Source organism: Antricoccus suffuscus, assembly GCF_003003235.1.
Classification (GTDB): Bacteria; Actinomycetota; Actinomycetes; order Mycobacteriales; family Antricoccaceae; genus Antricoccus; species Antricoccus suffuscus.
Window position 1 is genome coordinate 1 of sequence record NZ_PVUE01000021.1, and the last position, 26,149, is coordinate 26,149.

Genomic DNA, 26,149 nt, shown 5'->3' on the forward strand with positions numbered 1-26,149 from the left:
ACCGATGAAGGTCAGCCAGAAGTGCAGCTTGCCGAGCTTCTCGTTCATGAACCGGCCGGTGAACTTCGGGAACCAGAAATACACGCCGGCGAACGCCGAGAACGCGATCGTGCCGTAGAGGACGTAATGGAAGTGCGCGACCACGAAGTAGGTGTCCGAGACGTGGAAGTCGATCGGCGGGGACGCCAGCATGACGCCGGTCAGCCCACCGAACAGGAAGGTCACCAGGAACCCGACGGCAAACATCATCGGGACCTCGAAGGTGAGCGACCCGCGCCACATTGTGCCGATCCAGTTGAAGAACTTCAGTCCGGTCGGAATCGCGATCAGGAAGCTCATGAAGGAGAAGAACGGCAGCAGCACCGCGCCGGTGGCGAACATGTGGTGCGCCCACACCGTCGCCGACAGCACCGCGATGGAGCAGGTCGCCATGATCATGCCCTTGTAGCCGAACATCGGTTTCCGACTGAAGACAGGGATGATCTCGGCGATGATGCCGAAGAAGGGCAAGGCGACGATATAGACCTCCGGATGCCCGAAGAACCAGAACAGGTGCTGCCACAGGATCGACCCGCCATTTTGTGGTTCGAACACGACTGAACCGAGTTGCCGGTCGGCCAGCAGCACCAACAGCGCGGCGGTGAGGATCGGGAACGCCAGCAGGACCAGGATCGAGGTAACCAGCGCGTTCCAGCAGAAGATCGGCATCCGGAACATCGTCATGCCGGGTGCGCGCATGCAAATGAGGGTGGTGATGAAGTTGACCGCGCCGAGGATCGTGCCGAGACCCGAAATGCCCAGGCCGATGATCCACAGGTCCGCGCCGACGCCCGGCGAGTTCGTCGCATCGCTGAGCGGTGAGTAGGCGAACCACCCGAAGTCGGCGGCGCCACCGGGGGTCACGAAACCCGAGATGTTGGTGATCGCACCGAGCAGGAACAGCCAGTAGGAGAATGCGTTGAGACGCGGGAAGGCGACGTCTGGTGCGCCGATCTGTAAGGGCAGCACGAGGTTGCCGAATGCGAAGAACAGCGGTGTCGCGAAAAACAGCAGCATGATCGTGCCGTGCATGGTGAACAGCTGGTTGTACTGCTCCGGCGACAGGAACTGGTAGCCGGGGCGGGCTAGCTCGGCGCGCATCATCATCGCCATCAGGCCACCGAGCAGGAAGAACGAGAACGCCGTAATGAGATACATCAGACCGATCACCTTGTGATCGGTCGTACGCAATACGGCGCCGAAGCGGGAGCCCTTCTTGGTGACGCGGTGCGGTGTTTCGGTAACTACGGATCGAATCGGCGTACCAATCGCCACGGTGAACCTCCCCAGAACGCCCTGGAGACGGGCCCGTACCGTCTGCTTCGACTGCCGTGCGAATCGACGTGGCCCGCCGAGTCGGATCGTTGCGCGGGGCGCGCTTGTCAGGCGCGGAGACTCGTTCCCAATCGCTGGCTCTGTCCTCTACGTAACGTCGATCTTGCCCAATAGTCAAGGGACAATTGCCTAACCTGGGGGTACGCCGGACTTCCATTACCTATAGGTGCGGGGTCACTCGGATCGTTTCCGTACGATTGATCCGTGGCCATCCGACTCTTTGACAGCAAATCCCGCACCGTCAGGGATTTCGTCCCGCTCGAAGCCGGCAAGGTCTCGATGTATGTCTGCGGCATCACCGTGCAGGGACCGCCACACATCGGGCATATGCGATTTGCCGTTGCATTCGATATTCTGCGCCGTTGGATGACTCGCGAGGGTTACGACGTGACACTCGTGCGCAATGTGACCGACATCGACGACAAGATTCTGACGAAGTCTGCCGAAGCCGGCGTCGACTGGTGGAAGTTCGCGTACGCCAACGAGCGGATCTGCACCTCGGCGTACGACGTATTGGGCAACTTGCCGCCGTCCTACGAACCACGAGCGACTGGTCACGTGACCGAAATGGTCGAACTCATGCAGAAGCTCATCGACGGTGGTCACGCGTACGCCGTCGGCGGCGATGTGTACTTCGACGTACGTTCCTGGCCGGCGTACGGCGAGCTCACCGGGCAGAAGCTCGACGAGTTGCAGCCCGCGTCCGACACCGAGACCGACGAACACAAAAAGGACCCGCGCGACTTCGCGCTGTGGAAGTCCTACAAAGACGGCGAACCGCAGACCGCGTCCTGGCCCACGCCGTGGGGCCGAGGGCGGCCAGGCTGGCACCTGGAGTGCTCCGCGATGGCCCGTCGCTACCTCGGTTCCGCGTTCGACATCCACGGCGGCGGGATAGACCTGCGCTTTCCGCACCACGAAAACGAGCTGGCACAGTCTTCTGCTGCCGGTGACGATTTCGCGTCGTACTGGATGCACAACGGCTGGGTGACCATGGGTGGCCAGAAGATGAGCAAGTCACTCGGTAACACGCTCAACGTTGATGAGCTGGTCAAGACCGTGCGGCCGGTGGACATTCGGTACTTTCTCGCCGCGGCGCATTACCGCAGCACGCTGGAGTTCAATGACGACTCGTTTGCGCAGGCACATGCGTCGTACTCGCGGCTGGAAAACTTCGTGCGCCGGGCCAACGAACTGCACCCCGAACCGGTCGACCTCGCGCAGGTCGAGGTTCCGACGGAGTTCGCCGAGGCGCTCAACGACGACCTCAGCGTCAGTGGCGCGCTGGCGGTCATCTTCGATGCCGTTCGCGTCGGCAACAACGAGATCGGCCCCGGCGAAGCAACTCGGGCTCGGCTACATCAAGTACGCGCGATGCTCGACATCTTCGGGCTCGACCCTCTCGATCCGCACTGGTCCGGCGGCGAAGAGGCCGACCTCACCGGTGTCGTCGACGCCTTGGTCGCGCTGACCGTGACGCAGCGGCAGGACGCCCGAGCGCGCAAGGACTATGCGGCCGCAGACGCAATCCGTGACGAGCTCAAGGCGGCCGGCATCAATATCGAAGACAGCGCATCCGGCACGCGCTGGACAATAGAGAGCGGTAAGTAGATGGCGGGCAACTCCCAACGCAAGGGTGCAATGCGCAAGGCCGGCACCAAGAAGGGCGCCCAGACAGGTTCGGGCGGGCAGCGTCGCAAGGGGCTCGAAGGCCGCAAGCCGACCCCGGCCGCGAAGGACCGCTACAAGCACCCGGCCCAGAAGCGCGCTCAGGTCGCGGCACGCAAGGCCGTCGGCCGCCAGACGCGGCGTAAACCGGCCAACGCGCCAGAGATGCTCGTAGGACGCAACCCTGTCGTCGAAGCATTGCGCACGCGCGTGCCGGCGACCGCCCTCTACATCGCCGAACAGACCGAGCTCGATGACCGCGTCAGCGAGTCGATCCGGATCGCCGGGGACATCGGACTGCCGATCCTCGAGGTCTCTCGGCACGAGCTGGACCGGCTGACCGGTGGGATCTTGCATCAAGGGATCGGAATCGCCGTACCGCCCTACAAGTACGCCGACCCGTCGGACTTGATAGCGGCTGCGCGCGCGGCCGGTGAAGCACCGCTTCTGGTCGCGCTGGACGGCGTACAGGACCCCCGCAACCTCGGCGCCGTGGTGCGATCCGCGGCGGCGTTTGGTGCGCACGGAGTGATTGTGCCGGAGCGTCGCGCCGCAGGCATGACCGCGACCGCATGGCGTACGTCGGCCGGCGCGGCGGCCCGCCTGCCGGTCGCGCAGGTCACCAACATGTCGCGCACGATCCTGGAACTGCAGAAGGCCGGCGTATTCGTCGTCGGGCTGGCCGCTGACGGCGATATCTCGTTGGAGTCTTTCGACGGGGCAACCGATCCCGTTTGCATCGTGGTCGGTTCCGAAGGCAAGGGCTTGTCTAGGCTGGTTGCGGAGAAGTGCGATCAGGTGCTGTCGATCCCGATGTCGGGCAAGGCCGAATCACTCAACGCATCGGTCGCGGCGTCGGTCACCCTGTGGCAGTTCGCTAACTCGCGTCGTTCCTGAGCCAACGGCTCGCGTCGTACAGAGTGCGTCGTACAGAGAGGGAGTTATGTCGGTAGATCTTGGCATGCCGGGGCGTCGCCTCGACCGGTCGGGCGTTGATGAGGACGCATCGAAAAGCCTCGAGCTGAAGTTGCGTCGTACCGTCGGCGGCGAGGTTGCTTTCGATTCCGGCACCCGGGCCGTGTACGCCAGCGACTCGTCCAACTACCGCCAGATCCCCATCGGCGTAGTCTTTCCGCGCGACGAGGGTGATGTCGAGGCCACGATCGCTGCGGCCCGTGAGGTCGGTGCGCCCATCCTAGGTCGCGGGGGTGGCACCGGGCTTGCCGGCCAGACGTGCAACGTCGCAGTGGTCATCGACTTCTCGCGGCACATGAACAAGGTCCTTGAATTCGACCCGGAAACCCGACTTGCGCGAGTGCAGCCGGGCATAGTGCTCGACGATCTGCGCGCCGTTACAGAAGCGCACGATCTGACCTTTGCTCCTGATCCCGCGACACACGCGTACTGCACTATCGGCGGCATGATCGGCAACAACTCCTGCGGCACGCACTCGGTATATGCCGGCAAGACTGTCGACAACATCGAGTCGATGCGCGTCCAGACCTACGACGGACTCCGTCTCGATGTCGGCAAGCTGACCGAGGCGCGGTTCACGGAGCTCGGTCAGAGCGCCGGCCGGGTTGGCGAGATCTACCGCGGGCTAGGCGATCTGCGGATCAAGTACGGCGATCACGTGCGCCGCGAATTCCCGGACATCCCGCGGCGAGTGAGTGGCTACAACCTCGATTCGCTGCTCGAAGAGGGCGGCCCGAACGTCGCTCGAGCGCTGGTCGGAAGTGAGTCCACCCTCGTCACGGTGACCGAGGCAACGCTTCAACTGGTGCAGTGGCCGCCGTACCGCCGGCTGCTCGTGCTTGGTTACGAGGACATCTTCACGGCCGCCGACTTCGCGGCGGAGTTCCGGAAGTTTCCCGGTGTCATTGGCATCGAGGGCGTCGACGACGTACTCGCCGGCTACATGCGCAAGCGCAACATGCACATGGAGTCCCTCGCCGGGCTGCCCGACGGTCGCGGCTGGGTGCTTGCAGAGTTCGGCGCATTCAGCGAAGACGAGGTCGAGTCGTTCGTGGAAAACGCCGTCCGTACGGCGCCAGGCAACCCGAGCACCAAGATCTGCCGCACAGCTGCGGAGCAAAAAGCGATGTGGGCCGTGCGCGAGTCCGGGCTCGGCGCGACCGCCCGGCCGCCGGGACAGGCACCCAACATCGAAGGCTGGGAGGACGCCGCCGTACCACCGGAACGCCTCGGAGAGTACATCCGCCGGGTCAGCGAACTGTGGAAAGAGTTCGGCTACACCGGCGCGTGGTATGGCCACCTCGGTGACGGGTGCATGCACACCCGCAGCAGCTTCGACCTCGGTTCCTACGAAGGGATCAAGACCTACCGCTCCTACATCGACAAGGCCTCGGACATCTGCGTCGAACTGGGCGGCTCGCTGTCCGGTGAGCACGGTGACGGACAGGGCCGCGCGGAGCTATGGGGCAAGATGTTTGGTCCTGAGCTGATGGGTGCTTTCAAGGAGTACAAGACTCTATGGGACCCGCAGGAGCGGATGAATCCCGGAAAGTTGATCGATCCTTTCCCGCTGGACACGAACCTCAAGCACGGTCCGGATCGACCGCACAACCCGATCGACAAGACGTCGTTCTATTTCGGTGACGAGGGTTTCTCGCTGCAGGACGCAGCCGATAGGTGCGTAGGGGTGGGGCGGTGCCGGCGTACCGATAGCGGCACGATGTGCCCGTCGTTCCGGGTCACTGGCGATGAGAAGCACTCGACTCGCGGTCGCGCGAAGATGTTTCAGGAGATGTTCCGAGGCGAGGTCACGCCGTCGACCTGGCGCAACAAGGATGTCGCCGAGGCGCTCGATCTTTGCCTGGCGTGCAAGGGGTGCAAGACCGATTGTCCGACCAACGTAGACATGGCGACGTTCAAATCGGAGTTCTTGTCCCATCACTACAAGGGTCGGATCCGTCCGCGGCAGGCCTACTCGCTGGGCATGATCCGCTACAGCGCCAGGCTCGCGTCCAAGATGCCGAAGCTTGCCAACAGGGTGCTGAAGTCGCGGCTTGGTAAGCCGTTACGCACGATGGCTGGGGTCACGGCCTCGCGTCCGGCGCCAGTGTTCGCGGAGCAGACTCTGCGCTCGTGGTTGGCGAAACAGTCACTGTCGACCAGCGGTGAGGACGTCGTGCTCTGGCTCGATACGTTCACTAACTACCTCGGTCCTGAGGCCGGGATTGCCGCCACCAAGGTGATGGAGGCTGCCGGCGGGCGCGTGCAGGTGCCGTCGGAGGATGTGTGCTGTGGGCGGCCGCTTTATGACTACGGCATGCTGGATCTGGCGAAGAAGAGCCTTGTTAAGACGATGAAGGCGTTGCGTCCGCACATTGCTGCCGGTACGCCGATCGTCGTACTGGAGCCGAGTTGTCTGGCGACGTTCCGGGACGAGCTGGTCGGCCTCTTCCACGACGATCCGACGGCGCTGGCGTTGTCAAGGCTGGCGATTTCGTTGCCAGAATGGCTTGCTATCAAGGCGAAGTCGATGCCGAAGTCCGAGGAGCCGCGCCGGAAGGTGCTTCTTCAGGTGCACTGCCACCAGGAGGCGAACGGCGGTCACAAGGCTGACGTGGAGATCCTCGAGGCGATCGGTTATGAGGTTGAGGTACTGGACGCGGGCTGCTGCGGTCTCGCGGGTTCGTTCGGTTTCAGCGCGAAGCACGCCGACGTCTCGGTGAAGGTAGCCGAAGACCGGCTGCTACCGATGCTGGCGGCGCAGCCGGACGCGATTGTCGTGGCGGACGGGTTCTCGTGCCAGACGCAGATTCGGCAGCTCGGCAACCGCGAGGTCAAGACCACGGCCGAACTCGTCGCTGAAGCCTTCGCCGTCCACGTCTAGCCCGGAGTCGCTGGGATGGACGACCATCTGGTCGCGCGGACTGTGAAGTAAGTCAGTAGATAGGCGCAGGCTGTGGCCTAGTCGCGTTGTGGTGGTGGGTCGGTGTCGGCGGGATACGTGAGGTATCTGCGGCTGGCGGGGCTGGTCCATTCACACGACGCGTCGTCGTGGAGTTTTACTCGCCAGTTGGTTTGGTGTTTCAGTCGGTGGTGGCGACGGCACAGGGCGATGAGGTTGCAGTCGCCGGTGGTGCCGCCGGTCCCGTCGGGGCGGTGCGGGTCGATGTGGTCGACGTCGCAGCGTTCGGCGGGGCGGGTGCAGCCGGGGAACCGGCAGGTGTGGTCTCGTTGGATGATCCGGCGGCGCATCTGTGCCGGTGGGCGGTACGTTTTTGTGCCGACGTCGAGGACGGCGCCGGTGTAGGGATCGGTGATGACGCGTTGCCATCGTGCGTCCTTGGCGAGGTAACGGGCGAGGTCGGCATCGATGGGCCCAAGGCCCTCGATCGCGGCGACCGCCCGGCGGTGCGGGTCGTCCGGGCGCGTTTCAGCACCGAGCGTGTCGGTGGCTTCAGAATCGTTCGTGCCCGCATCATTCGGGTTGCCGCTGTCGGTGTCGCCGCTGTTGGTGTTGCCGCCGGGTCGACTCTGCGTGTGATCATGACCCACGGGATCGCTTGAGGCTTCGGCATCGTTCGCGGCGTCGGGCTCGTTCGTGCCGTTGTCGCTGTCGGTCGCGGCAGCAGCATCGCTGCTTCGGTTCGTGCCGGCGGCACCGCTGCTCGCGCCTGTACTGCTGTTGGTGCCTGCGAGGTCGGACCCGGCCAACAGGTGCACGGGGATCGTGACTTTGATCGTGACCTCGGGTATGCGCGGGACGGTGAAGTTGATGGTCGCTGCCAGTCCCCGGATCTTCTCCATCACCGCGGCCGCTTCGGTGGACTGGCCCGGGTCGGTGATCAGGTACTGCCCGTCGGCGTCCCACGCCGCGGCGCCGGGTATCGCCCCGCCGTAGGCGGGGTGCCCGGCGGGGCGGATCATCGCCGCCGGCCCGAGCACACACGCCGCGAGGGCGTCGAGACGCCGCTGCTCATGCGTGCGGTCGTCACCCGGTAGCGCGCCGCTGCGCGCGAGGTCATCCAACGCTGTGTCGAGGGCGCGGGCGCACGCGATCGGTAGCCGCCCGAAGATCCGTGCGGTGATCGAGTCACTATCGAACGCGACGTACCGGTCCCTGTTGGCGCGGGCGCGGCGTTGTTTCTGCTTACTCGTGCCCGTCACAGCGATGACCGCTTTCTCGATACGCCGCGCGAACTGGCCGGGCGTGTCGGTGTGCGCGTGCGGCAGCACCCGCGCCGTGACTTTCTCCAGTTCGGTGTCGGTGAGGTCGGTGGTGTGCTCGGTGAACAGGTCCAGCTTGTGCGCGGTCATTCCGCGGTAGGGGTCACCGTCGGGGTCGAGACTGGCGACCGCTGCGGCGTAGTGGCGGGTGTAGTAGCTGGCGGTGGCGAGCTGGTTTTTCGCCGTACCGGTGCTCACGCACGTCGCGGCGGCGAGTTCGGCGGCGGCGAGGTCAATGTTCTGCAGCCATGTGTCGGACCCGATGTCGGGGCAGTCGGCCCCCGCATGCCGGCGGGGACCACCGGGTACGGCGGAGGGGTCGAGGAGTTGGTAGTCGGCGGTACTGAGCAGGATGCTGCGCAGGGTGAGCTTCTCGCGGTGCAGGAGTGCTTCGGCGTGTTCGATGTCGACCAGTTGGGTGAGGGTCGCCGTGAACGTCTCGGCCTTCGTGACCGGACCTTGCATCGTGGGCGGGGCCGTCTCGCCGGTATCGGCGGGTGACGAGGGCAGGTCGAGGCGTGGTTGTGTCCGTTCCGCCTGATCCTTGTGCCTCGTACGCATGTGCTATATCGTATCGCGCCGGGGTGCGTTACCGCAAGACCTGAGCAGGTCTTCTTTCCTTGTATATCAGAGTATTTTGCCGCAGATCGCCGGGTTATTTGCCGCGGATGACGGGGTGCAGAGTCACGGACCGTGGGGTACAAAGCCACGGATGGTGGGCGACCGGGCAGACTGGCACCAGCCCGTCTTACTCGCATTCTTGGAGGCACAGTGTCCGTATTGAGCGACTTCACCAAAGCGCTGCAGGCCGGCGCGATCTCGGTCATCGACCTGACGGCGCCGTTATCGTCCAGTACGCCGGTCATACAGCTACCGCCGGAGTTCGGCCAGACGGCGACGTTCGAGCTGGAGGAAATCAGCAAGTACGACGACCGCGGCCCTGCCTGGTACTGGAACAACTTCCGCTCCGGCGAACACACCGGCACCCATTTCGACGCGCCCAACCACTGGGCCACCGGCAAAGACCTAGGCGATATCGCATCGGTGCCGGTCGAACGGCTGATCGCGCCGGCCGTCGTACTCGACTTCAGCGCGCGGGTCGCGGACAACCCGGACTTCCTCGTCGAGATCGACCACATCAAAGAGTGGCAGTCCCAGCACGCGCCGCTGCCCGACGGCGGCTGGATGTTCGTGCGGACCGGCTGGGATGCGCGGTCGAGTTCCCAGGCCGAGTTCGTGAACGCCGACGAGAACGGACCGCACACGCCGGGCCTGTCCGGAGACTGCGTCCGGTGGCTGGCCGAGGAGACGCCGGTGATCGGCCTCGGGGTCGAGACCGTCGGCACCGATGCCGGCGCGGCGCACTCATTCGACCCGCCCTTTCCGTGCCACGCTAACTTGATGGGCAACGGCAAATATGGCCTGACCCAGCTGCAAAACCTCGCGCAGCTACCTCCGACTGGTGCCGTGATCATCGCGGGACCGCTGCCGATTGTCACCGGCTCCGGCGCTCCCGCCCGAGTGCTGGCGCTCGTGGAACGCTGATGAACGTCGCGCAGGCCGTCGGCCGGGCACTTGTCGAGGCGGGCATCGATCACGTCTTCGGTGTCGTCGGCTCGGGCAACCTCGAATACACCAATGCCATGGTGGATGCGGGCGCCCGATTTGTCGCCGCGCGGCACGAAAGTGCCGGTACGACGATGGCCGACGCGTTTGCCCGTACGACGGGGCGTCCGGCCGCGGTGACCCTGCACCAGGGATGCGGGCTGACCAACGCGATGACGGGCATCACCGAGGCGGCCAAAAGCAGGACCGCTCTGGTGGTCGTGGTCGCCGAGACCGATCAGCCAGATTCCAACTTCTATGTCGACCAGCCGGCCCTTGCCGAGGCGGTCGGCGCCGTACCGATGCGGATCACTCATGCAGCGGCCGCGGCCGCGACGGCGCGTTCGGCGGTGGAGTTTGCGGTGCGCGAACGTCGTACCGTCGTACTCAACGTGCCGCTGCACCTGCAGGCGATGGAGGCCGGCACCGAAATCGTGGATCCGGCGATGACCACGACCGGAGCCAAGCTCGAGGGTGACCTGGACCGGTTCGTGATGGCTATCAAGTCCGCTCGGCGTCCGGTGTTCATTGCCGGTCGGGGAGCGCGCGGAGCAGGCGCCGAACTCGCCGCGCTCGCGGATCGGTGCGGTGCGCTGCTGGCTACTTCAGCTGTTGCAAAAGGGATGTTTACCGGCAACGACTGGTCACTCGGTGTGTCCGGCGGGTTCTCCTCTCCGCTGGTCGCGGAGCTCATCCAAGGCGCCGACCTGATCGTGGGCTGGGGCTGTTCGCTGAATATGTGGACGATGCGGCAGGGGACGTTGATAGGCCCCGACGCGGTCGTCGTGCAAGTCGAGATCGACTCGGACCGCGTCGGGAAGTACCGCACGGTCGACCATTTCGTTGCCGACGACGCCCGGCAGGCGGCCGTCCGGACGACCGAGGCCCTGGGTGACTGGACATCCGAGGGCTATCGCACGTCCCGGGTGCGTGCCCACCTCGCTGATCGCGGCCGGTGGCGGGACACGGCGTACGACGACCTCAGCACCGACGAGTTCATCGACCCGCGGATCCTCACCACGCGCCTGGACGATCTGTTGCCGGCCGAGCGGATCGTGTCCGTGGACTCGGGCAACTTCATGGGCTACCCCAGCGCGTTTCTCGACGTACCGGACGAGCAAGGATTCTGTTTCACGCAGGCGTTCCAGTCGATCGGGCTCGGTCTGGCCACCGCGATCGGCGCGGCGCTGGCGCGCCCGGACCGGCTACCGATCGCGACGCTCGGCGATGGTGGTGCGCTGATGGCGGCCAGCGAGTTCGAGACCGTCGTACGGCTCAGTCTGCCGATGGTGGTGGTTATCTACAACGACAGTGCGTACGGCGCGGAGGTGCATCATTTCGGCCCGCACGGTCACGACCTGAGCACCGTGCAGTTTCCGGAGACGGATTTCGCGCAGATTGCCATCGGATATGGCTTTGACGGAATCACCGTACGGCGAAGCGCGGACCTTGATGCGGTAGGTGACTGGCTCGCCGGCGACCGTGCGCGGCCACTGCTCATCGACGCCAAGGTCGTGCGCGACCAGCCGTCGTGGTGGCTCGAGGAAGCCTTCAAGGGCCACTAACCCGCCCGTCCGCGACGAAACCGTGCGGTACCGCTAGCCGATGAGCTGGGCGATCGTGTAGATGACGAGCCCGGCGAGGGCGCCGACCACAGTGCCGTTGATCCGGATGAACTGGAGGTCGCGGCCGACCTGCAGCTCGATGCGCTTAGACGTCTCGACCGTGTCCCAACGCGCGACCGTGCCAGAGATGAGGTCCGCGATGTCGCCTTTGTACTGGTCAACGACGTACAGCAGCGCACGTTCGACCCAGCCGTCGATCTTGCCGCGCAGTGTGTCGTCGGTGGTGAGCATCGTGCCGAACCGCATGATGGTCATCTCGATCTGTTGGCGCAGCGGCGATTCGGGGTCTTTGGAGAGGTCGACAAGGTTGCGTTTGATCGCCGACCACAATGACGAGGACCATTCCTTGACTGCCGGGTGGCTGAGCACGTCCTCCTTGATCGCGTCGACCTTGGCCGCCGTGGCCGGATTCGTGCGCAGGTCCTCGGCGTACTCCTTGATTCGCGCGTCGAACTGGTGCCGTAGCTCGTGGTCTTCATCGATCGAGACGTCGTGGATGAAGCTCTGTACGCCGGTGAACATCTTCGTGAAGATGCGATCGTCGACCCAGTTGGGCACCCAGTCGGGCGACTCCTCGGAGACCTTCTGCCGGAAGACGGCCTTGTTTTCCTCCAAGAACTTCGCCATGCCTTTGAGAGCGGCGGTCAGCATGTGCTGATGGTTCCCGCCGTCGACGGCGATGTCGATGACCTTCGCGAGCAGCGGTGCGGCGGGCGTGGCGCGTACCCGTGACACGATGAGCGAGTCCAACGCGGCCTGTACGTCGTCGTCGTTCATGATCTCGGTGGCGCCTTCGATCGCGGCGCCGATCGTGTCGCCGAGTCGGCGGGCATTGGCCGGCTCGGCGATGAACTGGCCGATCCGCTGCGATACGCCGATCTGGCGCAGCTTGTCTGCGAGCACCGGGCCGGTGAGGAAGTTGGACTGGACGAACTCGCCGAGGCTTTCGCCGATCTGGTCCTTCTTGTTGGGAATGATCGCGGTATGCGGGATCTTCAGCCCGAGCGGATGCCGAAACAGCGCCGTGACCGCGAACCAGTCCGCGAGCGCACCCACCATGGACGCCTCGGCCGTCGCGCGCACGTAGCCGACCCAGGTGGGTGCGGCGTTCTTCTGCCAGATCACGCACGCGATAAAGATGATCGCCGCCAGGATCAGCAGGCCGGCCGCGGTTGCCTTCATCTTGCGCAACGCGCGGCGTCGTTCGTTGTCGCCGGACATGGCCGGGACGCTGAGGCCTACCGGGGTCTCCGGCGGGGTCGGTGCTTCGGTCAGTTCGGCGACCGGGTCTGCGAAATGTTTTGCCACGCCGGTAAGCCTATGGCCGGAACGCTGACCGCCGCGGCCGGCTGCTGCCCACCGGTGGCCAACCTCTACCTGAAAGCGGATTCGCTAGGCCCTGGAACGATCGGCGCCGCCCTCCGTACGCCGGCTCGGGTGGTCGTTGTGCACGCCCGCGACCCTACAAATGTCCGCGAAGTTTGGAACTGCGCGCCGAAATGCCCATGTCTGGCGCCCGGAAAATCCTCAACCGTGAACGACGAAAACCACCAGACGAGGCCGGGTCCGAAGACCGGGGGATCAGCTCTCCCATTTCGTGCAGGCCATCGTGCCATCGAGCGTTGCCGATCCGAGCGAAACATTGACAAAAGTTACGCTGTCCGCCCCGTAACTGATCCCATCAGGCTGCTGTGTCTTGTGCGGGGCGCCCTGTCCGATCTTGACCATCGCGAAGTTTGATTTCTCGGCCTCGACCAACGGTAATTGGTTGTTCGTTTTCCCGATGATGTGCTGGATATCGCCCGGTGTGCCCGAGCAGTACACGTCGGTCGGCATGAGCTCGGTCTGTTGGCCGTTGACCGTCAGCGTAAGCGCGGACGCGGCAGGCGTCTCTGCGGCCGTCGGGGGCGGGGTCGACGCCTCCGCTGAGGTCGTGGGCGCCTTGTCAGGCGATGTGCTCGAGGCCGAAACAGGGTCGTTGCCAGCGGAACATCCGGACAGGACGACGGCGGCGAAAGCCGTGAGGAGGAAGGTGCGACGAGGTATCCGGGCCAGCGTCGGGAGGCATGCGCGCATCAGGACAGCGTAAAGGATACGGGCGCGTCCATAGATTCCAGGCTAGAGATGATCCGCGGGTTGGCGCGACGCGCCGTTCATCGGCCGTTGGCCGCGCGGCGTCTTGCAAACCGGTGTTGGCCCCGCAGCCGTGGACGATAGCGTTGAGGCATGTTCAGCAGTTACGCCGCGATCGGCGATAGTTTCACCGAGGGGTACGGCGATGATCTGCCCGACGGGCGGGTGCGGGGTTGGGCCGATCTGGTCGCGCTCGGCATGGCCGCGGCGAGTCCGCAGCCGGTGACCTACGCAAACCTCGCGATTCGCGGCCGGAAGCTCGGTCCTTTGCTCGACGAGCAGCTACAACCGGCGATCGACCTGCGTCCGCAACTGCTCAGCCTCAACGGCGGCGGCAACGACATCATGCGCCCGCGCGTGGCGATCCAGCCGGTCGCCGACCAGCTCTCGGCGGCGGCCCGACGAGTCGTCGGTGCGGGGATCCACCTGTTACTGCTTAGCGGCGCAAATCCGTCGCGCCATCTGCCCGCAGGTCGGCTGATCCAACGGCGCGGTCAGCAGTTGGACGACGCCGTACTCGCGACCTTCCCGCGCGACGGTGTCACCTTCGTCGACAACTGGGCGGACACGGCGCTGACTGACATCCGCTTCTGGTCAGCCGACCGCATGCATCTCAACGCGCTCGGGCATGTGCACGTGGCGAGCAATGTGCTCACGGCGCTCGACGTACCGGTGCCGGATGAGTGGTCCGCGATCGAAGCGGCCGCCACGAGCGAAGTGCGCACGATCGGCTACTACCGCGAACACGTGCTGCCGTGGGTCGGCCGACGGCTGGCCCGGAAGTCGTCCGGTGACGGGCGACTGCCGAAAATTCCGGTGCTCACGCCGGTCGAGCCGGGTCCGTCGATCTCCACGTAACCGTCCCGCCTCCTCCGGAGGTTAGCTGGAGAGTTTGATGCGCTGAGCGCGTCAAACCTTCCAGCTAGGGATGAGATTTCGCGGGCGACGATTCATTTGGCCTCGGCGTACGACTTGACCGACTTCGCCTCCATCAGAAAGATCACCGGCGTGTCGCCGAACAACAGCCTGGAGGCGGCGTCGGCAGAATCCTTGATCGCCGCGCCCACCGCCTCGGCGAGTTCCGCGTCGCAGTGCACGATCACCTCGTCGTGCTGGTAAAAAACGATCCGAGCGCTGTCGCTGTCGCCGTACGCCGCAAACAGCTTCTGGCGCAGGATTCCCAGCAGCGACTCGGCCCACTCGGCGGCCGTTGCCTGTACGACGAAGTTGCGGGTGAACCTGCCACGCGCCCGCTCCTGAGCCGGTGACGGGTCGCGCTCTGAGCGCGGAGGGCTCGTGCGACCGAGGTGCGAATGGACGAGACCGCCGCGCTCGCCGGCGTGCGCGGCGTCTTCCAATAGCCGCAGGGCGCGGGGGTAGCGAGCCCTGAGCACCTGGAGGGGAGCGGCAGCGCCACCTCCGACCTGGCCATACATCGCGCCGAGCAGGCCGATCTTCGCCTTAGCCCGGTCACCTCCGAACGCCTGCGCGGCAAGGGTTTCGTACATGTCAGTTGATCCTGCCGCGCGCATCATGCCCGGATCGCCGGACATCGCGGCGAGGACACGCGGTTCGAGCTGGGCTGCATCCGCGACTACGAGCGTCTTGCCGGGGTCGGCGACGACGGCGCCGCGCAGGCGCCGCGGGATCTGCAGCGCCCCGCCCCCACGTGTCGCCCACCGCCCGGAGACAACCCCGGCCGGGACGTACTCCGGTCGAAATCTTCCATTGCGTACCCAGGTGTGCAGCCACGCCCAGCCGTTGGCCGTGTGCACTCGCGAAAGTTCCTTGTAGGTCAGCAAAGGAGCGATCGCTGGATGGTCGATCTTTCTGATCACCCAAGAGCGGGTCGATTCCAGCTCGACACCCTGCCGGCCGAACGCCGCGATGAGGTCGGCGGGGGAGTCGGGGTTGACCTGCGCGCCGTTAAACGCCGCGCGCACCTGGTCGGCGAGCGCGGCCATCTTCGGCGGCCGGCCACCGGAGCGTGGGCGTTCGCCCAGTAGGTCGGTGAGCAACGCGTCGTGTACGCCGGCGTCCCAAGGGATTCCGGCCTCGGTCATCTCCACCGCGAGCAGCGCACCGAGCGAATCGGCGGCGCACAGAATTCCAAAGGCGTTGGGGTGCGCTCGTTCTGCGATACGACGTACCTGATCCTGGTAAATCTCAAACGCGGCACTCGCCGGGTCGGCGTCGGACATCAGCGCGGCACGGTTGAACAGCGCGAGTGGCTCTGGGTCCGCAGAATGCGACGGACTCGTGAGGCGGGCCTCCGGCGCCTCGATTCCGTGCAGCCGCGCCAAGGATGCGGCCGGATGGGACGGGGCGCCGTACCGGCCCTCGGCCGCCAGCAGGAGCGCCTCGACCAGTACGACGTCGTGGCATCGGTCCAGGCGCACGCCGAGCTCGCGCAGCGTGGGATAGATCGAGGCGGCTCCGGGCAGGATCCAGCGAGGCCTTTCGGCGGTTTCGATCCGGGTGAGGGTTGGCGCGACATCTGCGGGAGCGAGTCGGACGGCGGATGATTCGTCGGTGCGGCGTACCCAGAAATCACCTGCGATATCGATTCCGAGGGCAACACTCACCAGATCATTGTTGCCCATGGGTCAGACTTGATTGATCGGACTCAACCTGCTGTGGAGGTTTGCGTGGTCGAGAAGGCCCTCGGAGACAGTTACCCGCCCATCGTCACGATGGGGGTGTCCGGGTCGGGCAAGACCACCGCCGGTCGCGCGCTCGCCGAGCGCCTGGGCGTGCCGTATGCCGACGCCGATGACTTCCACTCCGAATCCAACATCGCCAAAATGGCCAGTGGAACGCCGCTCACGGATGCTGATCGCTGGCCGTGGCTGGAGGCGGTCGGAGCATGGCTCGGTCGCCACCAGTCCGGTGGCGGCGTGATGGGATGCTCGGCGCTACGAGTCGCCTATCGGGACGTGCTGCGCAAACATGCACCGGGCGTGCTCTTTGTGCATCTGGAAGGTGAGCGGTCGGTCGTCGTACGACGCGTCGCCGAGCGTTCCGGTCACTTCATGCCCGCGGCACTGGTCGACTCCCAGTACGCGACGCTTGAGGAACTCGAACCGCGCGAACGCGGATTGGTGGTCGACTTCGATCTGCCGATCGAGCAGATCGTGGACAAGGCCGTCGCGTACGTCGCCGCGAACTGAGAACTAGTGCAGGGGACTTAGTAAGGGGCTGGTCTCTAGCAACGCGCCCGACCGGGCGTGCGCGGTGGCCGCCGTCTACGATGGATGCCGCACATCGCCGACCTGGCGCAATTGGCAGCGCATCTGTCTTGTAAACAGAGGGTTGCGGGTTCGAGTCCCGCGGTCGGCTCCGCTGATCGGGCCGTAAAGCCACCTGGTCAGAGCATAGAAATGGTCCCTCCCTAATTCGTGTAGGGAGGGACCATTTTGTCTCTGGTCACAAATCTTGGTCACAAATGACCGAAAACGGTCAAACCGCGAATATCCGCCCGGCTACCTCGGCCGCTGCTGTTGCGCCGTCGTCGTCTGTGACCAGATAGAACCGCGAGTACGTCGCGACGTCGTGCCCGAGCAGTGACACTAGCCAGGCAAGGCGTCAAAACGGATGAGTACGTGTTTAGTTCGGCTGGCGCCAACCGTCTGGCGCGGTCGCTGTGGGGAGCCCTGCGAGACCGCGCACTCGACCTGCCCGACGACGCCGAGTTGCGCGATGAGTTCATCGCAACGCGCCTGGTGGAGACGGCGCCCGGAGTGGTCAAGATTCAAAACCCGGCCGGATCTCACGACGACATCGTGACCGCCGTCGCGATGGTCGTCGCGGACCTCGCGAACATGCCGGACGTCGGCCGGGGGTCGATCGCGGTGCCGCACGGACGGGTCCGGAGGCAGTACGGCTCACTATCTACGCGAGACCGACTTAGACAGGGCGCCGTCGGGCCGCTCGCGGATCGTGCCTGGCCCAGGCGAGGCTTTGCTTAAAGAGCCGGTACTCGTACGGTGAGGGCCTCGACCAATTGCGGGGGCAGCCAATGGTCATGCAGAAGATTAGCGATTTTTTCGCGTACAACCCCGACCCGGGGGGCGAATCGGGTGGAGGCGGATCGACGATCGTTTTGATTCTGATTTTCGCTGTGCTTGTTTTGTCGCTCACTGTGGCTGGCCGCAGGATACAAGACAAGGAGCGGAGAGAAGTCGAGAAAGAAATCGATAGACTCAATGGACGCAACACACCGCGAGCGAGTCCGGAGGAGGACTAGCGGAGGGAAGGTCGCGAGGAGTTCCGTACGGGCTGCCCGACGGAAGTGATCCACCACGGTCTTGGTGCCTATCACTATTCGCGTCGACCGGGGCTGGCGGACGGAGCGATGAGAAGGCAAGTACGTCTGCTAGCGATTGCGAGCGAACAGTCAGGCGCGCTACGTTGAACAACGTGTCTGGTCCAAGTTTGGTGTTTACCGAGAATGCCCTTGACCGCGCCGATCGGGTGCTGGCCGACCAACGAGGCCGAGTCGGAGCGGGGCCCAGTTTCAATGATTACGTGCCGTACGTGTTCGACTGTGCATGCGCTGTGGCCCGCACTCTTAACGCTGAAGCAGCGCCTGCCCTCAAGGTGAACCAAGCGATGGCGGACTGGTGGAGAGGCTTACACGACGATGAGGAACTCAAACACGTCCGAATAATCGGACGGAATGGCGAATTGAAGGGGGGAATCCGGGCTCTATATGAGCAAATGACGATGACAGGGCCGGAGGCGAACTTGGTCGTCGGGCCGATCTATTTCGAATCAGTTGCCGCTGATGGCGGGAGGCACAGAGGCGGAGTCAAACATGTCCTGTCAGCGGCGGAAGGAACCTTGATCGAATGGATGTTCCGCTCAGGCCCTTGGGAAGACCTGGAGTTCTTTGCTTGCATGGAGAAGTTTCTGCAGCGCTGGCGCTCTGAGATTCTGCCAGCGGCAAATGCGTACGTTGCCGCGACGCCTGGAACGCCCACCTCAAATGAATGGACGGAGTACTTTCCACCGGAAAGTGACTCTTAGCGGACCGATCCTGGGGTACACGGCAGTTGGATCTGAAGCGAGGGGACGTTAACCGCGTGGTCACAAACCTGGTCACAAACGGCGAGATACGAGACGATACGAGACGATACGAGAAAGTACGGAATTTCTTAGTTGCCAGATATAAAAGCGAAGTAGGCGCGACTAGGGACACCAGGCCGTGTCTTGTAAACAGAGGGTTGCGGGTTCGAGTCCCGCGGTCGGCTCTACCTAATCATGGCGACAACCTGCGCGTTTGCGGTTGCCTACCATTTAACCCTGATCGACTTCGCTCGCTCCAAGAGTAAGCATGACGACGTCGGTGATGACAGGAGACCTGCATGGCGACGGACGACAATGAACCGGGTGCCGTAGATGCTGCTCCGCTGTTAGACATGGCAGAGGTCGCTCCTCAGCCCGATGAGTTCGAGGCCGACCCTGATTCCGCTTACCGGAAGAAGTGGGGCGCGACTTCCGACGAGTCGCCAAGCGAACGACGACGCTAGCCGAGGCAGCCCTACGGATGTGGCGGCAAATCCGCGAATCACTGGCAAGTCTCTGCGTGCCCGTTACGTTGGCACGAGCGGGCACGTCGTGGTTATGACGAGACTCGCCTGTAGGAGGTAACGACATATGGCTGGATCGATGTCGGAGCAAGCGGTAGTCGAGGCATTCGAGGAACACCGCGGGCGGCTGGTGGCGGTGGCCTACCGGATGCTCGGGTCGCGGGCGGATGCCGAAGATGCGGTCCAAGAGGCATGGCTGCGACTGGCGCGACAAGGCCCGGCAGCGATCGACAACCTCGCTGGCTGGCTGACTACCGTCGTGGGCCGCGTGTGCATTGACATGCTCCGATCGCGCAAGGCCAAACCCGAGGCGTCGTACGACGACCAGCGGCTGCCCGAGTTGGTCGTGACCGACGACGAGGACGCGCCGGAGGACACGGCGCTGCTCGCCGAGTCGGTCGGACTCGCGCTGCTGGTGGTGCTCGATACCCTGCGCCCCGCGGAGCGGCTGGCGCTCGTACTGCACGACATGTTCGCGGTGCCGTTCGAGGAGGTCGGTCAGATCATCGGTAAGTCCGCCGATGCCAGCAAGATGCTCACCAGCCGGGCCCGCCGAAAGGTACAGGGCTCACGGGCCCCTAACCAGGACCGGCGCCGGCAGCGGGCCGTGGTTGATGCGTTTATCGCGGCGGCGCGCGAAGGCGACTTCGAGGGGCTGCTGCGAGTGCTCGATCCGGACGTGCGGTGGAGCGTGCACACGCCGCAAGGCGTGACAGTCAAACTGGGCGCGACCGAGCTCGCGGCGCAGGCTCAGCGAGGCAAGGACGCGAAGGTGACCGCGCGCCGAGTGCTCGTCAATGGTGAGCCGGGGATCGTGGCGTGGGGTCCGACGGGCAAGCCGCTGGCCGTGATGGCGTGCACCGTCGTCGACGACCGGATCGTTGAGGTGATCTCGGTGGTCGACCGTGAGCGTCTCGCGGCGATGGACCTCCCTGGGCGCCCTAGCTAGATCGCGTTTTCTTCTGACCGTCGGCGCGAGATGAGCGGTTCGCGCGGGCACCTATGGTCGACGCGCGGTGTTACGTTCCCGGCGTCAGCCTCGTCCAAGTAGGTGAAACCCACAGAAGACGAAGGAGATCATCATGCAAGCTCGACTCAACCCGTTCGGCACCGATATCGCACCGAAGCTCGTCAAGCACATCGTTGCGGCAGGCAAAGTCGTGACCACGTCGTCCGTACCTGCGGCGACCCTCGAACTGGTAAACATCCGGGCGAGCCAGATCAACGGCTGCGGGGGCTGCCTGGACATGCACACTAAGGACGCAGCGCGCGCGGGCGAAACGCCACTACGGCTCAATCTCGTGGCGGGCTGGCGGGAGACAACGGTCTTCACCGACGCCGAACGTGCAGCGCTTGAACTCACCGAACAAGGCACCCGGCTCGCTGACGGTTCCGGCGTCACCGACCAGGTATGGGCGAGCGCGACAGAGCACTACGACGAGGAACAGCTGATGGCCCTGGTGGCGCAGATCGCCCTGATCAACCTGTTCAACCGGATGAACGTCATTACCCGGCAGCCAGGAGGTGAGTACGTGCCTGGGCAGTTCTGACGCTAGCGCGGATCGTCGCACCGGTCCTCGCGGAACGTCTGGGGCCGACACGCTGATGACCTCCCCGGCAGGCCGATGGTCCGGCATTGCCAGTTCGCGGTGTTAGGGTGCCCGCACTGGTCGTAGAGGTAGTGGAGGAGCGCGATGAGGGCACGTCAAACAGCGCGTTTCAGAGGTCCCGGCCATGACTGACGTGGGCGACGCGGGCGCGATCCCGACCCGCGAGGACCCGCTCGAGCGACTGACGCTGGTGCGCGAGGGCGCGGTCCTGCACGTGTGGCTCAACCGCCCGAAGATCCTCAACGCGCTCGATGACAAGACCTTGAACGAGATTGCCGCGGTATTCGATGCGGTCGCCGACCATGATGACGTCCGCGTCGTCGTGCTGGGCGGCGCTGGGCGCGCCTTCAGCGCAGGGGCCGATCTGCGCAACCCGCCCTCGCGTCCTGTCGCGGGCACCTCGGTCCGGCAGCGGCGGTACGTCGCCGAGACCGGACACCGCGCGTGCCAGGCGATCGCCGCGTGCGGGGCGATAACGATTGCGCGGACGCACGGGCATGTGGTCGGTGGCGGCGTATTGCTGGCTGTCTCCTGCGACTTTCGGGTCGGTGCAGACGACACGGTGTTTTCGCTGCCCGAGGTGGAACTCGGGATGCCGCTCTCGTGGGGCGGCACCCCCTTACTAATCAAAGAGATCGGCGCGGCGCGGGCGCGGGAGATGATCATGACCTGTCGGCCCGTCGATGCCGCACAAGCCGAGCGATTCGGTCTGCTGCATGCTGTCGTGGCACCAACGGACCTCGACGTCGAAGTCGCGTCCTTGTCCGCTCGACTGGTGGGGATGCCCGAGGCCAGCCTGACGGCAACGAAACAACAGTTCAACCGATACGCGGCGTCCGCCCGCCTCGCTGACCTGACCGAGACGGACAGCGACATCTTTACCGGGGTCTCAGGGCGGGGCGCAGCGCCGCCCCGACCAGACGCTAACTAACTGACTACCTGGCTCTTGTGTCATCAATGGTGCGCTTGTGTCACCGAGGTCCGTGACACAGGTGCACAGTCCGTGACACAAGCGGATTGCAAGAGTGTGCGGGGATGGCCTGCGCGGCGGCCGCACGGTAACGTCGAGCGGCGAGACATCTTAAGCATCGCTAAATATCGAGAGGCCTTGATCGATGGCTAAGCAACCTGTGCGCATCGCCAATTTTTCCGGCTACTACGGTGACCGCTACACCGCGATCGACGAGGCCATGACCGGCGACCCGATCGACGTACTCATGGGTGACTTCCTTGCGGAGGTCACCCTCGCCTCCCTCTCCACGCGTTACAAGGAAGACACCACGCGCGGGTACGTCGAATACTTCCTCGAGCAGATCAAGCCGCACCTGTCGGCGATCGCCGAGCGCGGCATCAAGGTGGTCACCAACGCAGGTGGATTCAACCCCGCTGCCATGGCAGTGGTGCTGCGCGAGTTGGTCGCGCAATCCGGCGCGGACCTGAAGGTCGCGCACGTCGAGGGCGACAACGTATTCGAGCAGCTCGGGGACTTGCAAAAGGACGGCAATCTGCTGCAGAACCTCGACACCGGCGAGCCGCTGAGCTCATGGGGGTACGAGCCGATCGCGGCAAACGCGTATCTCGGTGGTTGGGGGATCGCCGCCGCGCTTGAGGCCGGTGCAGACATCGTCGTGTGTGGCCGGGTCACCGACGCCTCGTTGACGCTCGGGCCGGCGGCGTGGTGGCACGGCTGGGCGCGCGACGACTGGAACGCTCTCGCGCACGCTGTCACCGCGGGGCACATCATTGAATGCGGATCGCACGCAGTCGGCGGCAACTTCTCCGGTTTCGCCGACGTACCCAACATGCTGGTCCCGGGCTTTCCGATCGCCGAGGTGGCCGCCGACGGATCGACGGTGATCACCAAGCACTCCGGTGACGGCGGCGCCGTCACCGTCGACACCGTCACTGCGCAGATCCTCTATGAGATCCAGGGCCCGCGTTACCTCAATCCCGACGTCACGCTGCACATCGAGAGCATTCAACTCGAGCAAATCGGCCCGGACCGAGTCCTTGTATCAGGGGTCGTCGGTTCGCCGCCGCCCCCGACGACCAAGGTCGCAACCTTCGCGCCGATCGGCTACCAAGTGATGGAGACGGCGTACGTCACGGCACCGGACGTGGAGAAGAAGGTCGACCTGCTGCGCTCCCAGGTCGGCCGCAACATGACCGTCGGTGTCGACGACTATGTCGTGACCCCACTGGGTACGGCGGCGGCAGATCCACAGAGTCAGTGGGATGCGACGGTGCCGGTGCGTTTCATGGCCACCGCGCGGGATCGCCAAACGCTCAAAGAGTTCAACCTCGCCGGCCGGCTCAACAGCCTCTACCTCAGCAGTATCCCCGGCTATTATCGCGACGGTGCGGCGTCCCGCGCTGCCGAGCCTCAGCCACGGATCGAGTATTGGCCGGCCCTTCTGGACATGGCGCTGATCAACCATCGGGCCGTGTTGTGGGACGGCACTGCGCTTGACATCGCGCCGCCGGACGAAACGGAGCTAAGCACTCAGCCGGAGCACGACGAGCCCCGACCCGAGAGCTATCGGGCCGCGGACCTGCGCACGGTCGAACTCGGCGCGCTCGCCTACGCGCGCAGTGGGGACAAGGGCGGCAACAGCAACGTCGGCATCTGGGTCCGCGACAAAGCGGCCTACTCCTGGCTGCGGCAGGCGCTCACCACGGACGAGTTCTACATGCTCGTCCCCGAGGCCAAGGACATCGATATCGTTCGACACGAGTTCCCCAACCTGGGCGCGGTGCATTTCCTGCTCAAGGGCCTGTTGGGCACCGGCGGATCGTCCAATTTGCGTGTCGACCAGATCGGAAAGGCCGTGGGCGAATACATCCGCGCCAAGCACGTGCAGGTCCCGCGGCAACTTCTCGGCGCCGCCGACTCTTAGCCTTCTCCCGACAAGACAAAGGACTAGCCAACGTATGTGGTCGCAACGGCTCATCGCTCCCCACCAATTCCGCAATACCGAGGTGCCGACGCCCGGCATGGACGACATCGGTGAGGGGGAACTGCTTGTGCGATTGCGTGCCGGAGGGATCTGCGGCAGCGACCTACCGCCGGTGCGGATGCATTTCGACCCGCAGGAGAAAGCGCCAGGCGTATGGCCGCTGCACGAGATCGTCGGTGACGTCGTCGCTTCCAAAAGTACGTCGATCGCCGTTGGCCAACGGGTCATCGGCTGGGCAAAGGACCTACAGGGGCTCGTCGAGGTCTTCACCGCGTACGCCGACCAGGTCGTGCCGGTCGAACCGGACATTTCTGATGTTGCGGCCGTGGTCGCCCAGCCGCTGGCGTGCGTGATGTGCGCCGTTGATCGGTTCGACAGCGTGGCCGGACGCCGGGCGGCGGTCATCGGCCAAGGCCCGATCGGACTGCTGTTCAGCCACGTGCTCAAGTCTCGCGGTGCGAGTGAGGTCATCGGTGTCGATGTGGTCGATCGCAGCGATCTGGGCGCCGACTTCGGCGTCGACAAGATCATCTACGGATCGAGCCGAAACTGGGCGCCGACGTTGACCAAGGATGAGCGGCCAATGTTGGTCGTCGAGGCCGTTGGCCACCAAATCGGTACCCTTAATGACGCGATCACCGCGGCCGCTGTCGGCGGGCAGATCATGGCGTTCGGCGTCAATGACGACCCGTACTACCCGATCGACTTCCACTGGTTATTTCGCAAGAACCTGACGCTTCATGCAGGGATCACCACCGAGCACGCGAGATATCTGAGGGCGGCGCAGGAATACCTGCGCGCGCACCCGGGCCTCGCGCAGCGATACGTAACCAACGTGATGCCAATCGCTGACGTGCAGCAGGCCTTCGAAATCGCTGCCCGGCCGTCCGTCGGCCGCCTCAAGGTCGTTCTTACCGTCGACGGCGAGGACGCTGCCAAGTGACGAGCATGTTTGACGGGCTCAAGGTCATCGATTGCGCGAGCTACATCGCCGCGCCGGCAGCCGCGACAATCTTGTCGGACTTCGGCGCCGACGTCATCAAGGTCGAATCGCCCGGAGAGGGCGACCCGGACCGGACCATGGGCTACCTGCCGGGAATGCCCAAGAGCGAGCACAACTTCGCCTGGATGCTCGACAACCGCAACAAGCGCAGCCTGGCCCTCGACCTGTCCACGGCTGACGGCCAGGCGGTGCTCGCCGACCTTGTCGGTCAGGCGGATGTCTTTATCACCAACCTGCCGCTCGCCGTCCGCTCTCGGCTGGGGATCGGATACGAGACGCTCTCGGCGCATAACGACCAGTTGATCTACGCCTCGTTCACCGGGTACGGCGAGCGCGGCGACGAGGTCGCCAAGCCGGGCTTTGACATGACGGCGTACTGGGCCCGGTCCGGGATCATGGATGCCACGCGCGCGCATGCAGGCGCGACACCTGGCCGTGCGCCATCCGGGATGGGCGACCATCCGTCGGCGATGACGCTGTTCGCGAGCATCGTCATGGCTCTCTACCAGCGCGAGCGGACGAAGAAGGGCACCTTGGTCCAATCGTCGTTGCTCGCGAACGGGGCCTGGGCGAACGCGGTGATGGCGCAGGCAGCGCTGACGGGGGCGCAGTTCATCCCGCGCCCGCCGCGTGAGCACGGCGCCAACGCGCTGAGCAACCACTACCGCTGCCAAGACGGCAAGTGGCTGATCTTGACCGCTCTCAACGAACCGCGCCAGTGGCCGCTGCTCGTCGAATGCCTCGGCCTTAGTGACCTGCTCAGTGACCCACGGTTTGAGACCAGGGCCGACCGCCACGAGCGCTCGGCCGAGCTGATCAAGATCTTCGACGACGCATTCGCGACGAAGGATCAGGCGCAGTGGCGCACGATACTTACCGAGAAGGGGATCGTGTTCGAGGTCGTGGCCGAGTCGGCTGACATCCCGAACGACCAGCAGATGCTCGCCAACGGGGTCATCGTCCCGTTCGAGTCCGGGGAGATGATGACCGTCGCCAACCCGATCAATGTTGGCGGAGTCGACAAGATCACTCCCCGTTATCCACCCGAACTCGGCGAGCACAGTGACGAAGTGCTGCGCGAGATCGGGTACGACGCCGATCGCCTAGCCAAACTGCGCGCAAGCGGCACCATCGTCTGAACAAATGTTCATCGAAGCGGTGTGCTCGGTTGACGGGCCGATGAACTCGCGCTTACAGTCAGTGCATCACAGACATATAGAAGATTTTTAACCGTCATCGCCACAAGCGAGTCGACGGGTTTGATGCCGCTGGACGCGTCGTCACCATGCGCATTCGCATTCGCGTTTCAGGGGACACGTTGGGTCGTGTCATGTGCGCGACCGCGATTTTCGGTCGATCTGCCGGATGGCAGGTCAGAAAGCAG

General features: G+C 64.7%; 20 protein-coding genes and 1 tRNA gene. 16 read left to right on the forward strand and 5 right to left on the reverse strand.

Going from position 1 to position 26,149, the window contains the following annotated elements; genetic code table 11:
• A partial coding sequence (locus CLV47_RS18655) for a cbb3-type cytochrome c oxidase subunit I (protein ID WP_238145515.1) occupies positions 1-1,314 on the reverse strand: 1,314 nt, incomplete at its 3' end.
• Positions 1,315-1,578: 264 nt separating this feature from the next.
• Here CLV47_RS18655 and cysS point away from each other — a divergent pair.
• The 3 genes from cysS to CLV47_RS18670 are packed head-to-tail and all read left to right on the forward strand — an operon-like array spanning position 1,579 to position 6,901.
• Positions 1,579-2,985, forward strand: coding sequence for a cysteine--tRNA ligase (gene cysS, locus CLV47_RS18660; RefSeq protein WP_106350635.1), 1,407 nt, complete (start codon positions 1,579-1,581; stop codon positions 2,983-2,985).
• Positions 2,986-3,939, forward strand: a complete 954-nt coding sequence (rlmB, locus tag CLV47_RS18665; protein ID WP_106350636.1) for a 23S rRNA (guanosine(2251)-2'-O)-methyltransferase RlmB — start codon at positions 2,986-2,988, stop codon at positions 3,937-3,939.
• A 46-nt stretch (positions 3,940-3,985) separates the two neighbouring features.
• Positions 3,986-6,901 (forward strand): FAD-binding and (Fe-S)-binding domain-containing protein, encoded by a 2,916-nt coding sequence (locus tag CLV47_RS18670; protein WP_106350637.1) that lies wholly within the window; start codon positions 3,986-3,988, stop codon positions 6,899-6,901.
• Between the two features lie 77 nt (positions 6,902-6,978).
• Here CLV47_RS18670 and CLV47_RS18675 read toward each other — a convergent pair whose 3' ends face one another.
• On the reverse strand, positions 6,979-8,802 hold the full coding sequence (locus CLV47_RS18675; protein WP_106350638.1) for an HNH endonuclease signature motif containing protein: 1,824 nt from the start codon (positions 8,800-8,802) through the stop codon (positions 6,979-6,981).
• 210 nt (positions 8,803-9,012) lie between these two features.
• Here CLV47_RS18675 and CLV47_RS18680 point away from each other — a divergent pair, with 210 nt between their 5' ends.
• Positions 9,013-9,786, forward strand: coding sequence for a cyclase family protein (locus CLV47_RS18680; RefSeq protein ID WP_106350639.1), 774 nt, complete (start codon positions 9,013-9,015; stop codon positions 9,784-9,786).
• Entirely contained in the window at positions 9,786-11,411 is a 1,626-nt protein-coding gene (locus CLV47_RS18685; protein WP_106350640.1) for a thiamine pyrophosphate-binding protein, read from the forward strand. Before CLV47_RS18680 ends, CLV47_RS18685 begins: the two co-directional genes overlap by 1 nt.
• A gap of 33 nt (positions 11,412-11,444) precedes the next feature.
• Here CLV47_RS18685 and CLV47_RS18690 read toward each other — a convergent pair whose 3' ends face one another.
• On the reverse strand, positions 11,445-12,779 hold the full coding sequence (locus CLV47_RS18690) for a DUF445 domain-containing protein (protein WP_238145516.1): 1,335 nt from the start codon (positions 12,777-12,779) through the stop codon (positions 11,445-11,447).
• 273 nt (positions 12,780-13,052) lie between these two features.
• Positions 13,053-13,547, reverse strand: coding sequence for a hypothetical protein (locus CLV47_RS18695; protein ID WP_106350641.1), 495 nt, complete (start codon positions 13,545-13,547; stop codon positions 13,053-13,055).
• 150 nt (positions 13,548-13,697) lie between these two features.
• Here CLV47_RS18695 and CLV47_RS18700 point away from each other — a divergent pair, with 150 nt between their 5' ends.
• Positions 13,698-14,462 carry an SGNH/GDSL hydrolase family protein gene (locus CLV47_RS18700; RefSeq protein ID WP_106350642.1) on the forward strand — a complete coding sequence of 255 codons (765 nt, stop codon included), beginning with the start codon at positions 13,698-13,700 and terminating at the stop codon, positions 14,460-14,462.
• Positions 14,463-14,554: 92 nt separating this feature from the next.
• On the opposite strand, the gene CLV47_RS18705 is transcribed toward CLV47_RS18700, so the two are convergent.
• The gene (locus CLV47_RS18705; protein WP_202862694.1) at positions 14,555-16,189 is read right to left on the reverse strand and encodes a bifunctional 3'-5' exonuclease/DNA polymerase; all 1,635 of its coding nucleotides are present in this window, start codon (positions 16,187-16,189) and stop codon (positions 14,555-14,557) included.
• Between the two features lie 63 nt (positions 16,190-16,252).
• Between CLV47_RS18705 and CLV47_RS18710 the strand changes: the two genes are divergently transcribed.
• From CLV47_RS18710 to CLV47_RS18760, 10 genes are all read left to right on the forward strand, one after another.
• Positions 16,253-16,774, forward strand: coding sequence for a gluconokinase (locus CLV47_RS18710; RefSeq protein ID WP_238145517.1), 522 nt, complete (start codon positions 16,253-16,255; stop codon positions 16,772-16,774).
• Between the two features lie 96 nt (positions 16,775-16,870).
• Positions 16,871-16,943, forward strand: a tRNA-Thr gene (locus CLV47_RS18715).
• Between the two features lie 263 nt (positions 16,944-17,206).
• Positions 17,207-17,572 carry a hypothetical protein gene (locus tag CLV47_RS18720; RefSeq protein WP_146135445.1) on the forward strand — a complete coding sequence of 122 codons (366 nt, stop codon included), beginning with the start codon at positions 17,207-17,209 and terminating at the stop codon, positions 17,570-17,572.
• A gap of 1,398 nt (positions 17,573-18,970) precedes the next feature.
• Positions 18,971-19,135 carry a hypothetical protein gene (locus tag CLV47_RS22145; protein ID WP_170111164.1) on the forward strand — a complete coding sequence of 55 codons (165 nt, stop codon included), beginning with the start codon at positions 18,971-18,973 and terminating at the stop codon, positions 19,133-19,135.
• A gap of 127 nt (positions 19,136-19,262) precedes the next feature.
• Positions 19,263-20,144, forward strand: a complete 882-nt coding sequence (locus tag CLV47_RS18735) for a sigma-70 family RNA polymerase sigma factor (protein ID WP_202862695.1) — start codon at positions 19,263-19,265, stop codon at positions 20,142-20,144.
• A gap of 133 nt (positions 20,145-20,277) precedes the next feature.
• A complete protein-coding gene (locus CLV47_RS18740; RefSeq protein ID WP_106350647.1) occupies positions 20,278-20,745 on the forward strand; it encodes a carboxymuconolactone decarboxylase family protein in 468 nt (155 codons plus the stop codon).
• A 184-nt stretch (positions 20,746-20,929) separates the two neighbouring features.
• A complete protein-coding gene (locus CLV47_RS18745) occupies positions 20,930-21,736 on the forward strand; it encodes an enoyl-CoA hydratase/isomerase family protein (RefSeq protein ID WP_106350648.1) in 807 nt (268 codons plus the stop codon).
• A gap of 184 nt (positions 21,737-21,920) precedes the next feature.
• A complete protein-coding gene (locus tag CLV47_RS18750) occupies positions 21,921-23,702 on the forward strand; it encodes an acyclic terpene utilization AtuA family protein (RefSeq protein ID WP_106350649.1) in 1,782 nt (593 codons plus the stop codon).
• A gap of 34 nt (positions 23,703-23,736) precedes the next feature.
• Entirely contained in the window at positions 23,737-24,705 is a 969-nt protein-coding gene (locus tag CLV47_RS18755) for a zinc-binding dehydrogenase (RefSeq protein ID WP_106350650.1), read from the forward strand.
• 5 nt (positions 24,706-24,710) lie between these two features.
• Positions 24,711-25,904 (forward strand): CaiB/BaiF CoA transferase family protein, encoded by a 1,194-nt coding sequence (locus tag CLV47_RS18760; protein WP_106350703.1) that lies wholly within the window; start codon positions 24,711-24,713, stop codon positions 25,902-25,904.
• Positions 25,905-26,149: the final 245 nt, after the last annotated feature.